Source organism: Caulobacter sp. FV1ye13L, from assembly GCF_058681155.1.
Genome location: NZ_CM178732.1, coordinates 3,785,412 through 3,798,474 on the forward strand (window position 1 = coordinate 3,785,412; position 13,063 = coordinate 3,798,474).

Genomic DNA, 13,063 nt, shown 5'->3' on the forward strand with positions numbered 1-13,063 from the left:
CGCTCATGCTTCTCTTACGGACTAGTGTTCCGCGAGCGCTGCTCGTCGGAAAATACTGGCATGGGATCGGGGGACCCGATGTTTGGACGTAATACGCGTTTGGCGGCTCTAAGCGCTTCGGCGCTGAGCGTCTTGGTGCTTGCCGGTTGCGGCGCGGGCGATGTGGACACCACACCGCCCTCGGCCATGGCCGGTTCGGGCGCCGAGACCTCACCTGATCTGATGGGCGCGCCGCCAGCGCCAGACGCCGGCTCGTCGCCCGACGGACTGCTGGGCGCGCCGACTGCGGCAAAGCCGCCTGTCGCCGTCACAGTCGACTCCGCGCCAAGCAAGAGCTCCACGCTGAAGACCTGGCGTCGGCCAGACGGGACCCTGGTGACGGCCATGCGGCCTATCCCCAACCCCAAGGAGCGCCGCGCCGTTCGCTATGCGCCGCGCGCTTCATCCGCCCCGGCCAACCGAGCCGCTGTGACGCCCGCGCCGGTCGCCAAGCCGGTCGCTCTGGTCGCCGCCAAGCCCGCGACCGTGGCCGCAGCGCCTGTTCTGAAACCCGTCGCGCCGATCAAGCCGGTCGCGCCGCTGGCCAAGGCGCCCGCGCCCGCCCTTCCCGCCGCCGCCCTTCCCGCCTCGGTCGCGACCAAGCCGCCGACCAAGCTCGAACAGCTTCAGGCCGCCATCGCGCCGGAAGCCACCAAGGGCGCTGTCCTGGCTGCTGGAGACAGCCTGGGCAAGGGCGAGGCCGGGCAGGTGACCCTGTCGCTGCCCGCCACCCTTGGCGACATGATCAAGGCGCAGGCCGCCAAGCTGGGCCTGGGCAAGGCCGCGTCCAACACCAGCGCCTATGCCAAGCTCGAAGGCGAAGGCTATGAGGTCACGCCGAACGGCAAGCAGACCGCCGTCGTCAAGGCCGGCGAGCCCACCACCTTCGCCTGGCAGGTCAAGCCGGGCGCGGAGGCCAAGGGCCAGCTGAAGTCGGAATTCGGCGTCGACCTGAACGGCGCCAAGACCGCGCAGTCCTTCTCGCTGGGCGAGATCGTCAAGCGCGTCGCACCGCTGCAGGAAGAAGCCAAGAAGAAGACCGAGGGTCTGCTTTCAAAGCTGAACCTGCCGGGCCTCGACGGCAACGTCGTGCTGCCGGGCCTGGGCCAGACCCCGATGAAGTCGGTTCTGGGCGGCGCTCTGGTGTTGCTGGCCGTCCTTATCCTGGCGATCATTTCGCGCAACGCCATGGCCAGCCGCAGCCAGGCCGAGCGTCGCCGGAAGTTCCGTACGCTTACCGACTATGGTCGTAACGAGATTGAGGCCGACGGTGCGCCGACCACCGCGCACGTGTCCTATGTCAATCCGATGGTCGCCGCCGCCGCCGGCGCTGCGGCCGCCACGGCCGTGAGCCACGGCCATGATGACCATGCCCATGATGCTCATGGTCATGACAGCCACGGTCACGACGACCATGGCCATGGCCATGATGATCACGGGCACGGGCACGACGCTCACGGGCACGACGACCATGCAGCCGATCATGGCCATGACGCCCATGCCCATGACGCCCATGCTCCGGCCGCACACGTCGCCCACGTAGCCGCCGCTTCGCCGGTGTCGGCGCATGAGGATCACGGTCACCACGACGACCACGGCCACGACGCTCATGCGCACGACGACCATGGCCATGGCGACCATGCCCATGATGATCACGGCCACGCGGCTGACCCGCATGCCGGGGCTCACCCCGATCCGCATGCGCCGGCCGAGCACGTCGCTCATGTGACGCCGGTGGCCGCTGCGACGCCCGTGTCGGGTCATGACGATCATGGTCACCATGACGACCATGCCCATGACGCTCATGCTCACGACGGACACGGGCACGACGACCATGCCGCCGATCACGGGCATGACGACCATGCGCACGACGGCCATGCCAAGACCGATCACGCCCATGATCCTCATCATGGCAAGGAACTCGAGCACGCCCACCACTAGGTGGCGCTTGCAACACCGCCCGCCCTGCCGCATGAGGGGTCATGTTTGACACTCTGATTGCCCAGGCGGGCGGGCTGGACGGCCCGTTCATGGCCTTCCTGCAGGTCTTGATGATTGACCTGGTTCTGGCGGGCGACAACGCCGTCGCCGTCGGCCTCGCGGCCGGCGGTCTGGCCGTCAAGGATCGCCGCAAGGTCATCCTGTATGGCCTGGGCGCGGCGGTCGTCCTGCGGATCGGTTTCGCGCTGATCACCACCTGGTTGCTGGGCGTGATCGGCCTGCTGCTGGCCGGCGGCGTGCTGCTGCTCTGGGTCTGCTGGAAGATGTGGCGGGAACTGCGCGAGCAGGCCACCCACGATCAGGCCGACGCCGTCGCGTCGATCGACGACGACCCCTCGACCGAACCGCGCGCCCGCCCGGTGAAGAGCTTCAAGCAGGCCTTCATCCAGGTGCTGATCGCCGACGTCTCGATGTCGCTGGACAACGTGCTGGCTGTGGCCGGCGCGGCGCGCGAGCACCCCGGCGTCATGGTCTTTGGCCTGTTGCTGTCGATCGTTCTGATGGGCCTGGCCGCATCGGCCATCGCCAGCCTGCTGCACAAGCATCGCTGGATCGGCTTTGCCGGCCTGGCCATCGTGCTCTACGTGGCCGTCCACATGATCTGGCAAGGCCACCGCAGCGTGGTGATCGATCTGGGCAAGACCGAGGCCTACAATGCCTCGGCCCCAGGGTTCATCGACATCGGCCCCGAGGAACTGGCCGATCACATGAAGCACAAAAAGTAGATCTACCGCCCCGGCAACGGCGGCATGTCCAGCCGCCGGGCATGGGACATGTCGCGATAGAGCCGCAGGATCGCGTGGTCGCGTGCGGTGTCGCCAGCCGCCTCGACGGCCTCGTGCAGCGCGATCAGCGCCCGCCGCAGCGTGGCGTTGGCGCGGTCCAGAGCCGCCAGAGTGAAGTCGCCGTCGACGGCGCCCGCCGCCTCGGCAAAGGCCTCGCCATAGACCGGCGCGGCGTCCAGCAGCACCGCGCGCAGGGTGGCGTTCTCCCACACCCGCGCCGAAGGCCCGCGCTCGGCCTCCTGGGCGGCCAGCAGCGACAGCAGGGCCACCACGCCGACCTTGCCGGCCATGAACTCGCCGGCGGATTCGGGCGGCGGCGGCTCGGCGACGCAGAGGAAATTGCCAACCAGGATGTCAGGCAAACTCGGGGTCATGACAGGCCCTCCAGACGCATCAGGCCATCGGCCAGAATCTGATCGTGTCGACGCGCGGTGTACCAGCCGGAAATGGCCAGCACCGGGTCCTTGAAGCCGCCGTCGCGGTATTCCCGCGCCGCCGAGGTCCAGATCGCCTGGCCCTTCACGGCGCTGAACAGCTCCCACCAGGCCAAGGCGGCCGGATCAACGGGCAGGTTGCTGGTCCGGCTCCAGATCGCCAAGGCCTCGTCGCGCGGGATCATCCCCGCCACGCGCCCCTCATCATAGTGACCCCACAGCGGATCGATCGCCCAGGCCAGGTCCTCGAGCGGATCGCCAAGATGCGCCATCTCCCAGTCGAGGATCGCCAGGATCTTGCCCTGGCCGTCATGCAGGAAATTGCCGGTGCGATAGTCGCCATGCACCACGCGCACGGCGGTCGCGGGCGGCGGCGGCGCGCGGCGAAGGCGACGGATGGCGGCGCGGACGATGGGCTGCGGATGCTGCTCGTCGGCCTCGATCACGGCGGCCCAGTGATCCAGGGCCACGCGCCAGCACTCGCCGGGCTCGGGCGCAACGGCGGCCTGGGCCAGGGGCAGACCCGCCGGATCGGTCGCCGCGATCGCCCCCAGGGCCGCGAAGAAGGTCTCGCCGATCACCTGGGCGTGCGGGCCATAGGGCTGGACGGTGAAGGGCGAGGCCGCCGCGCCGCCATCGACCCGGGTCATGATGAAGAACGGCCGCTCCAGCTCCGCGCCTTGCGTCTCCAGCACGATCGGCTCGGGAACGGGCGCGCGGTCATGGAACGACTGGAAGGCCAGATATTCCAGGCTGCGGTCGGTCTCGATCAGACTGGCAGGCGGATCGCGGCGCAGGATCAGGGGCCGGACAACGCCGTCGACGATCGCGTCGAAGCGATAGGTCTCGCGGCTGGCGCCGCCAGGGATGCGCGACAGGTCCCGCACGGTGGTGGGCGCACCGAAATGGCGGGTCAGATAGGCTTCAAGCCGCTCGGCCAGGGTCATGGGGCGACATCCAGGATCGAGGCGAAGCCCGAAGGCGCGTGCGGACCCAGCGCCAGTTGCTCGAATACGCCCCGTCCAACCCGGGCGCGGCCGTCCGCGTCGGTGAAGGTGATGCGGCTCAGCGCCTGGACATGCAGATGATGCGGCATCCGGCGTTCGAGGTCGGCGGTGACGAAGTCCTCGCGCTCCACCGCCAGTTCGCCGTGATTGAGGCCGTGCCCCCAGACCGGATGGCCATAGCCCAGGCCCAGCATGAAGAACTCGGTCTGCGGCTCGATCACCGCCGTGCCGCCGTCGCCCAGATCCAGGCTCGCCGCGCGGGCATGGCGCGTTCCCGAGCGCCAGTCGATGGCGCAGACCGCCTGCTCGAACTCGCCCTCCCCGTCCTCCCGGCCGCCGTCGGCCAGCCACAGCGCCCTGCGGTTCCAGGGCCGGCCCAGTTCGTCATCATTGGTGTGGAAGAAGAGGCCCCCGTCCTCGAAATTGCACGGCGACCACAGCCAGAAGAACTGCATCGGCGAGGTTGGCGCGGCCTCCTGCGGATCACGCATGCCGACCGGGCGCACGCCCCACGACCTGTCGCGCGTGCCGACAAAGCCGTCGACGCTGGAGCGGACGCCATCGACCTCGATCCAGCCGCTGTAACGGCCGTTCTGGGTCAGGCGGGTGTAGTCCATGAAGGTGCGCGGGCCGCTGCGCCGGATGAAGCGCGGCTCCTCGATCGGAAAGGCGCGACCTTCAAAGACGATCTCGGCGCGGATGGCATGCTCGGGCGCCTCTACGGTCAGTTTCAGGCGCTGAAGCGGCTGCTGCACCTCGATGCGGATCGGGCCGACGTTCAGGTCCATCCGCTCCATGCGCAGCCAGCGGCTGGCGTGAAGATTGACCTGCCGGCCGTCCTTCATCACGCAAAAGGCGGCGTCGGCGATGTTCAGGTGCGGATAGACGCCGAACGCGGCGGCGAAGAACAGGTCGCCGCCATCGCCGTCGAGCGCGTAGCCGTTGAAGAAATAGCGATCGTAGAAATTGCGATCGGTGCCGGCATAGGCCACCGGTTCCGGCGTCTGATGAATGGGATAGTCATCACCCCAGGTGAGCGCCATGCCGTCCTCCCAACTGCCCGCGCCGGGCCCTCTGACGGGGCGGCTTTACGGACAGGTGAACAACGTTAAGGTCGCGCCGGGCGATTGCAACAGTGACGGAGCGTAAGCCGATGGCGACCTGGACATCCCGAACCTGGACGGGACTGGCGGCGCTGAGCGGCCTGTGCGCCGTCGCGCTGGGCGCGTTCGCCGCGCATGGCGTCGAGGCGCCCAAGCCGGCCGAATGGCTGCGCACCGGATCGCTATACCAGATGACCCACGCCCTGGCGGTATTCGGCGCCTTCGCCCTGGGCCGGGCCGGCGCGCGCGGCATGGGTCTGGTCGCCGGCCTGTTCCTGGCCGGGACGGTGCTGTTCTCGGGATCGCTCTACGCCATGGCCCTGGGCGGTCCGCGCTGGCTGGGGGCGGTGACGCCGCTGGGCGGCCTGGCCTTTATGGCCGGCTGGGCAGTGCTGGCCTGGCGGGCCTTCACCCTGCCCAAGTAAGCTGGGCCTAGGTAAGCAGACTACCGACCCGCTCGACCAGCTGCGCGCCGTCGAAGGGTTTCATCACATAGCCCGCCGCCCCCAGCTGCATGGCCAGGACGATGCGGTCGAGCCGGCCATCGCCGGTCAACATCAGCACGGGAATACGGGCGGTGGCGGGGTCGTCCTTGATGGCCTTGAGCGCGTCCAGACCGCTCAGCCCCGGGATTCGCACGTCCAGCAGCACAGCGGCGGGAGCCCGCAGGGCGAGCGCCGCCGTCAGGGCGTCGGCGGTCTCGAATCCGACCACCTCGAAACCGCCCCGCGTCAAGACGATCGAGACCAGCTCAAGGATGCTGGGGTCATCGTCTGCGACATAGATCAGGGACGCGGCTTTGGACATCAGGTCGCGATCAGGCTCGAAACGGAATCAGGGCGTCTCGCTACCGGCGGGACAGGGATCGTCGACAGTTGGTCGTTTCGAGCCGGCTTCGTCAAACCCTGCTTGTCGACAGGGTCCGCGCCAAGGTTTCGATCAGTCCCAGGCTCGACAGGGGCTTGGTGATCTGACCGTCAAAGACCGCGTCGATCGCCAGGGTCGACGCGTCGGCGGAAAAGGCCAGGATCGGCGTCCTGGCGTTGAGGCCGCCCTCACGGATCCGGGCGGCGGCAGCGCGACCATCGACCCGGGGCATCCGCAGGTCCATCAGGATGACGTCGAAGGGCGTCTCCCGCGCGCTGGAAATCGCCTCGTCGCCGTCGGCCGCCTCGGTCATCTCGGCGCCGAACGGGCCCAGGATCGCCCGAACCAGTTCCCGGTTGGCGCGGTTGTCGTCGACGATCAGCACCCGGCAGTTGTCGGGCAGGGCCAGAGGCTGGTCGATCTCGACAGTCTGGTCCTCGCCTTGATCGACGGACGGCGCGGGCAGCGAGAACCAGAACCGCGAGCCTTCGCCTTCGCGGCTCTCGACCCCGATATCACCATCCATGACCTCGACCAGGCCCTTGCAGATCGCCAGACCCAGGCCCGTGCCGCCATGTTTGCGGGTGGCTGAACCATCGACCTGCGAGAAGCGCTGAAACAGGTGTCCGATCTGGTCGTCGGGCATGCCGGGGCCCGTGTCGACCACCGCGAACGACAGGCGCTGCGTCGCGGAGTCGTAGGCTGCCTCAAGATCGACCCCGCCCTGCTCGGTAAACTTCACGGCGTTGCCGATCAGGTTGAGCAGGATCTGACGCAGACGGTCCGGGTCGGCCAGCACCTGTTGGGGCACGATTTCAAAGCCCGACAGCGTCAGCGACAGACCCTTGGCCCGGGCCTGGGCATCGAACAGTTCGATCGCCTCACGCGCCAGCTCGGTGGGCGACATCGGCCTTGGCCTGATATCAACCTGCCCGGCCTCCAGCTTGGAGAAGTCCAGGATGTCGTTGACGGTCGCCCGCAGCGCCTTGCCGGCGTTGGAGACCCGCTCGATATAGCCGCGCGTCGAGGCGGTAAGGTCCGGTTGCTCCTCGATCAGCTTGGTGAAGCCCAGCACCGCGGTCAGCGGCGTGCGCAGCTCGTGGCTCATATTGGCCAGGAATTCGCCCTTGACGGTTGCCGCCACCTCGGCGTCGGCGCGCGCCTGGCGCAGCTGGATCTCCAGCATCTTGCGTCGCGAAATGTCGCGGACGATGTCGGTCACCCCGCTGACCCGGCCCGTCAGGCGGTCAAGGGCCAGGGTCGGGCGACCCTCGAACCAGATTTCCCGCCCGTCCTTATGACGCGACCGGTACTCGACCCGCGTCGGCGAGACCCGTCCCCGACTCGCGAGCTGGTCGCGGAGGGCGCTGCGGATCGTCTCGACATCGTCTTCATGGATGAGGTCCACAAAGCGCCGACCGATCAGTTCCTCGGGCCTGAAGCCCAGACGATGTTCGACCGACGGCGAGACATAGGTGATCCGGCCGTCCATATCCGAATGCGCGAGGATGTCGCTGCCATTCTCTGTCAGCATCCGGAACCGCGCTTCGCTTTCGACGATCGCCTGCTCGGCGGCCTTCTGGGCGGTAATGTCCAGGATCACGCCAAAGACAGTGATCGCTCGCCCTTCAGCGTCGCGCTCGACCGCCATATTGCCTGTGGCATACCGGATCTGGCCATCAGCGCGCAGCAGCCGCGTCTGGGCGGCAGGACTGGACGCCTGGGTCTCGAGCACCGCGCGGTAGCGCAGACGCGCTTTCTCGCGATCCTCAGGATGAACCGCAGCAAGCCAGTCGTCGGCGGAAATCACCGTCCCTGGGTCAACCCCGAGGATGACGTACATCTGATCTGACCAGGTCATGGCGCCGGTGTTCAGATTGAACCGCCAATAGCCGACCCCGGCCAGGTTTTCGGCCATATCGGCCCAACGGGTCTGCTCCTGGGCCAAATCCCGCAAGCGCCGTCTCTGCGCGTTGATCGTCGCCAGAGGCAGGGCGGCAAAGACCGAGACAACCAGAAAGACCTGCAGAAACAGCGCCTGCTCGGCCATGTTCTCGGCCAGTTGGGCGACGGGACCCAGCCCCATGGCCGTAAAGCCGATCGCCAGGCCCGACAGGATCAGAATTCCCGCCGCCGCGCCGAGGAATTCCAGCTCCAGAGCCACAAAAACCAGGACCGGCGGAATGATGAACAGCAACGGATATCGGGGGCGCGTGAAGACCAGCACGATGCTCAGGACCAGCAGAGCCAGGGCCATCCAGCCGCGCCGTGTAACCGGCCTCTCGACCAGCAGCGCGCGAGCCTGACGAAAGGCGATCAGAGATGGCGTCACCAGCATCAGGCCCAGGGCGTTGGACAGGACCCAACTGACCAGCGTGCGACCAGGGTCGGCGTCTCGCGAGACGTAGAGGACGGTGGTCGCGATGACGGCCGAGAGCAGGGGCGTGCACAATCCGCAGATCAGCGCGATCCAGCCCAGGTCGCGGGGGCGGCTGACATCGATATCGCGACCCAGCACGTGCCGCAGGGCCAGGGCCGACAGCAGGTATTCGACGACATTGGCGAAGCTGAGTCCCAGGACCACCGATAGCCGCCCGCCTCCATGCAGGCCGGCGGCGATGTTTCCCGCCACGGTGAAGGCGATCAGCAGCGGCCAGCGCGAGCGATCGGTCCACAGCAGCACGGTCAGCACGACCCCGTTTGCCAGCCAGATCGGTGCGACCTGCTTCAGGTCACGCGGCAGCTCGACACAGACATAGGCCAGCAGCGCCACCAGCAGACCCAGAGCGGCGGCGGCCGCGATCTGGCGAGCCTGGTCGGTCCAATACGGGGATGGCTGGGCTCGGGTCATGCCGCGCCACCCTGCCAGCCCTGTCTGCACCTCCGGTTAACGTGGCGGGAATCTCCCGCGCGCGGCGCAAAGTCGTGGCGCCCTGGTGGAAAGGGCCCCGTCGATGCGCTGCGCTTGATCAAAGGGTCGGCGATTGGCCTAGGATCGCCGCCAGGCTATGTCCAAGCGCTCACCGCCATGCTGCTCTCGTCCGCAGTTCCCCCAAGAGAGTTTCACCATGCGTCTGTTTGCCGCCCTGGCCATCTGCCTTTTCACGGTTCTGCCCGCCGCAGCGGCCGAGCGTTTCGACGCCGCGCCGCGCATCGCGGTGATCTCGGCCTTTCCGCCGGAGCTGACGGCCCTGGCCTCGGCCACCCGTGACCAGAAGCGCTATACGGCGGCGGGCGTGACCTTCACGACGGGCGAACTCGAGGGCAAGCCGATCGTGCTGTTCCTCAGCGGCGTCAGCATGGTCAATGCCGCCATGACCACCCAGCTGGCCCTGGACCGCTTCAACGTCACCCGTATCGTGTTCTCGGGCATCGCCGGCGGGGTGGATGAAGGTCTCGATATCGGCGACGTGATCGTGGCCGACCAGTGGAGCCAGAACCTGGAGACGGCCTTCGCCCGCGAGACCGAAAAAGGTTTCGAGGTCTCGCAGTCGGCGCGCAATGACGACCTGCCGGGCTTTGGCATGATGATCCCCCGCTCGATCATGATCGCCCGCGCCGACGGCCCGCCCGAGCGCCGCCGCTGGTTCCCGGTCGATCCCGCCATGCTGGACACCGCCCGCGCCATCGCCTCGACGGTCTCACTGGCACGCTGCGTCACCAGCCAGTGCCTGGTTCATGCGCCCAAGGTGGTGGTGGGCGGCAACGGCATTTCCGCGCCGGTGTTCCTCGACAACGCCGCCTATCGCAAATACGCCCGCGCCACCTTCCAGGCCCGCGTCGTCGACATGGAAAGCGCCGCCGTCGCCCATGTGGCCTATGCCAACGGCGCGCCGTTCATCGCCTTCCGCAGCCTGTCGGATCTGGCCGGCGGCGGCGATGAGGCCAATGAAATGCACACCTTCATGCAGCTGGCCTCGGACAATTCGGCCAGCGTGGTGAAGGCCTTCGTCAAGGCTTTACCGAACTAGCGGGTCCCGAAGGTCCGGTCGCCGGCGTCGCCCAGGCCCGGCACGATATAGCCGTGGTCGTTGAGCTGCGCGTCGATGGCCGCCGTCCAGATCGGCACGTCGGAGTGGGCGGCGCGCAGGTTGTCGATACCGACCTGGGCGGCCAGCAGGCAGACAAAACGCAGGTCGGTAACGCCGGCCGCCTTCAGGCGTGAAATCGCCGCGATGGCCGAGTGGCCGGTGGCCAGCATCGGATCGACCACGATGACCAGACGGCCGGCGATGTCCTGCGGCGCCTTGAAATAGTATTCGACCGCCTCCAGCGACTCCGGATCGCGATAGAGGCCGATGTGGGCGACGCGGGCCGAGGGCACCAGATCCAGCATGCCGTCAGCCATGCCCAGGCCGGCCCGCAGGATCGGCGCAAACACCAGCTTCTTGCCGGCGATCTCCCGGGCCATGGTCGGCGCAACCGGGGTCTCGATCTGGACGTCGTCCATCGGCAGGTCGCGGGTGACCTCGTAGCAGATCAGGGTCGCCGTCTCGCGCATCAGGGCGCGGAAGGTCTTGGTCGAGGTGGTCTTGTCCCGCATCTTGGTCAGCTTGTGCTGCACGAGCGGATGGCTGACGACGGTGACGGTGGACATGGGACGACCCTGCTGGAAGCGAGCCTCCGCTCCTAGCAGGCGGCTTGCCCTCAGGCCAGTTGATCACCGATCGGCAGGGACCGGATGCGCTTGCCCGTCGCCGCGAAGATGGCGTTGCACAGGGCGGCCGGGGCCGGAGGATAGGCCGGCTCGCCCAGACCCGTGGGCCGGTTGTCGCTGAGCTTGAAATGCACCTCGACCGGCGGGGCCTCGGCCATGCGCAGCAATGGATGGTCGGCGAAAGTGCCTTGCGTGGTCGCGCCGTTCTCGAAGGTGATCGCCTGGTGCAGGGTGCTGCCGATGGCGTCCAGGATCGAGCCCTGAACCTGCTGCTCGGCGCCGCTGGGATTGACGATCTGCGAGCCGACATCGACGGCGGCCCAGACCTTGTGGATCTTCAGCGCCCCGCCCTTGGCGACGGAAACCTCCATCACCACCGCCACATAGCCCAGGTGGCTGTAGTGGCAGGCGACGCCCAGGCCCGTACCCTTGGCGGTCTTGCGGCCCCAGCCGGACTTTTCAGCCACCAGGTCCAGCACGCCGCGCATGCGTCCGGTGTGGAAGCTGTCGCCCTGCCCGGCCTCGCCCAGCAGGCGCGGCTCGCCCAGCAGCTTGCGTCGGAAGGCGACGGGGTCCTGCTTGGAAGCGACGGCCAGTTCGTCGGTAAAGCTCTGGATGACGAAGCCGAAAGCGTTGTTGGCCGGTGCTCGCAGGAAGCCGGTCGGCGCGCCCAGCGGCATGACCGAAACGTCGAGCTTGTAGTTGGCCACGGCCCGGCAAGGGAACTGTGTGGCGTTCATGCCTGCGGCGGTCGCGAACTGCTCGCCCTCGCCGAAGGTCACGAAGTGGTCGCGCCAACCGACGAGGTCGCCCTTGGCGTCGAGGCCGGCGGTGAAATTGTGCCAGCCGCCGGGACGATAGAAATCGTGCTGGGTGTCATCCTCGCGGGTCCACACCAGCTTGACCGGCGCGCCGGCCAGTTTCGAGATGACCGCCGCCTCGACCATGTAGTCGTTCATCAGGCGTCGGCCAAAGCCGCCGCCGACGCGAACCAGGTGGATGGTGATGTCGGCCTCGGTGATCCCCAGGGCGGCGGCGACCAGCTTGCGGCCGCTCTCCGGATTCTGGGTCGGGGCCCAGATCTCGACCTTGCCGTCCTTGAAACTGGCCGTGCAGTTCTGGGGTTCCAGATTGGCGTGAGCAATGAAGGGGTAGCTGTAGGCGGCGCTGACAACCTTGGCCGCGCCCTTGAGGGCGGCGTCAACATCGCCGTCGGCTCGCAGCGTGCGATGCGGGGGCGCCTTGGCCAGTTCAGCCGCCTTGGCGGCGAACCCGGCGCTGCTCTGGGCGCCGGTGGGATGCTCGGCCCATTTGATCTCAAGGGCGTTGCGCCCCTTGCGCGCCGCCCACCAGCTGTCGGCGACCACGGCGACGCCGGGCAGGATGCTGGCCAGATTGGTTCCGCCCTCGACCACGAAGGCGTCCTTGACGCCGGCCACAGCCTTGGCCGGAGCCAGATCGACACTGGCCACCTTGGCGCCGAAGGTCGGGGCCTTGGCGAAGGTGGCGTACAGCATGCCCGGCATGCGGGTGTCGATGCCATAGACCGGCTGGCCGGTGACGATCAGGTCGATGTCGCGGCTCTGCTGGCGCTTGCCGATGATGCGGAAGGCCTTGGGGTCCTTCAGCGTCAGGCTTTTGGGATCGGGCGGCGTCAGGGCGGCGGCGGCCTGGGCCAGGTCCCCGTAGGCCAGGCGACGGTTGCTGGCGGCGTGGATCACAAAGCCCGGCTCGGTGGCGCAGGCCTCGGCGGCGACGCCCCAGCGCGCGGCGGCGGCGGCGATCAGCAGGGCCCGGCCCGTGGCGCCCACGCGGCGCAGTCCATCATATTCGAGCGTGGTGGCCATGCTGCCGCCGGCCACCTGACGACCAAACACCTTGGTGTCGGCGATGGCCTGCTCGACGGTGACGGCCGACCATTCGACGTCCAGTTCCTCGGCGATCAGCATCGGCAGCGAGGTCTTGATCCCCTGCCCCACCTCGGGAACCTTGGAGACGATGGTGACGCCGCCGTCGGGCCCGATGCGGACATAGGCGTTCAACTGCCCGTCGCCCGCCGCCTGTCCGGGTCCGGACAGGCTGAACGACATCATCAGGCCGCCGCCCAGGGCGGCGCCGGTCTGCAGGAACAGACGACGGTTAGGGTCGCGGAGCATCTCGCCGTCCATGC

At 68.0% G+C, this 13,063-nt stretch carries 11 protein-coding genes; 4 read left to right on the forward strand and 7 right to left on the reverse strand.

Annotated elements, in window-relative coordinates; translation table 11 throughout:
* Positions 1 to 78: 78 nt before the first annotated feature.
* On the forward strand, positions 79 to 1,980 hold the full coding sequence (gene stpX / locus ACW176_RS18380) for a stalk-specific protein StpX (RefSeq protein WP_492110145.1): 1,902 nt from the start codon (positions 79 to 81) through the stop codon (positions 1,978 to 1,980).
* A gap of 41 nt (positions 1,981 to 2,021) precedes the next feature.
* The gene (locus tag ACW176_RS18385; RefSeq protein WP_492110146.1) at positions 2,022 to 2,765 is read left to right on the forward strand and encodes a TerC family protein; all 744 of its coding nucleotides are present in this window, start codon (positions 2,022 to 2,024) and stop codon (positions 2,763 to 2,765) included.
* Positions 2,766 to 2,767: 2 nt separating this feature from the next.
* Here ACW176_RS18385 and ACW176_RS18390 read toward each other — a convergent pair whose 3' ends face one another.
* From ACW176_RS18390 to ACW176_RS18400, 3 genes are read right to left on the reverse strand one after another with little or no spacing between them, the layout of a single operon-like run.
* A complete protein-coding gene (locus ACW176_RS18390) occupies positions 2,768 to 3,199 on the reverse strand; it encodes a hypothetical protein (protein ID WP_492110147.1) in 432 nt (143 codons plus the stop codon).
* A complete protein-coding gene (locus ACW176_RS18395) occupies positions 3,196 to 4,206 on the reverse strand; it encodes a phosphotransferase family protein (protein ID WP_492110148.1) in 1,011 nt (336 codons plus the stop codon). Before ACW176_RS18395 ends, ACW176_RS18390 begins: the two co-directional genes overlap by 4 nt.
* A complete protein-coding gene (locus tag ACW176_RS18400) occupies positions 4,203 to 5,309 on the reverse strand; it encodes an Rv3169 family protein (protein WP_492110149.1) in 1,107 nt (368 codons plus the stop codon). The genes ACW176_RS18395 and ACW176_RS18400 overlap by 4 nt, the downstream gene beginning before the upstream one ends.
* Positions 5,310 to 5,419: 110 nt before the next feature.
* Between ACW176_RS18400 and ACW176_RS18405 the strand changes: the two genes are divergently transcribed.
* On the forward strand, positions 5,420 to 5,794 hold the full coding sequence (locus ACW176_RS18405; protein ID WP_419321065.1) for a DUF423 domain-containing protein: 375 nt from the start codon (positions 5,420 to 5,422) through the stop codon (positions 5,792 to 5,794).
* Between the two features lie 7 nt (positions 5,795 to 5,801).
* Here ACW176_RS18405 and ACW176_RS18410 read toward each other — a convergent pair whose 3' ends face one another.
* Entirely contained in the window at positions 5,802 to 6,176 is a 375-nt protein-coding gene (locus ACW176_RS18410) for a response regulator (RefSeq protein ID WP_492110150.1), read from the reverse strand.
* 91 nt (positions 6,177 to 6,267) lie between these two features.
* Positions 6,268 to 9,087 (reverse strand): PAS domain S-box protein, encoded by a 2,820-nt coding sequence (locus ACW176_RS18415; protein WP_492110151.1) that lies wholly within the window; start codon positions 9,085 to 9,087, stop codon positions 6,268 to 6,270.
* 217 nt (positions 9,088 to 9,304) lie between these two features.
* Between ACW176_RS18415 and ACW176_RS18420 the strand changes: the two genes are divergently transcribed.
* Positions 9,305 to 10,207 (forward strand): 5'-methylthioadenosine/S-adenosylhomocysteine nucleosidase, encoded by a 903-nt coding sequence (locus ACW176_RS18420; protein WP_492110152.1) that lies wholly within the window; start codon positions 9,305 to 9,307, stop codon positions 10,205 to 10,207.
* On the opposite strand, the gene upp is transcribed toward ACW176_RS18420, so the two are convergent.
* Positions 10,204 to 10,833 (reverse strand): uracil phosphoribosyltransferase, encoded by a 630-nt coding sequence (upp, locus tag ACW176_RS18425; protein ID WP_492110153.1) that lies wholly within the window; start codon positions 10,831 to 10,833, stop codon positions 10,204 to 10,206. The two genes, ACW176_RS18420 and upp, sit on opposite strands and share 4 nt — an antisense overlap.
* A 50-nt stretch (positions 10,834 to 10,883) precedes the next feature.
* Positions 10,884 to 13,061 carry a xanthine dehydrogenase family protein molybdopterin-binding subunit gene (locus ACW176_RS18430; protein WP_492110154.1) on the reverse strand — a complete coding sequence of 726 codons (2,178 nt, stop codon included), beginning with the start codon at positions 13,059 to 13,061 and terminating at the stop codon, positions 10,884 to 10,886.
* Positions 13,062 to 13,063 lie beyond the last annotated feature (2 nt).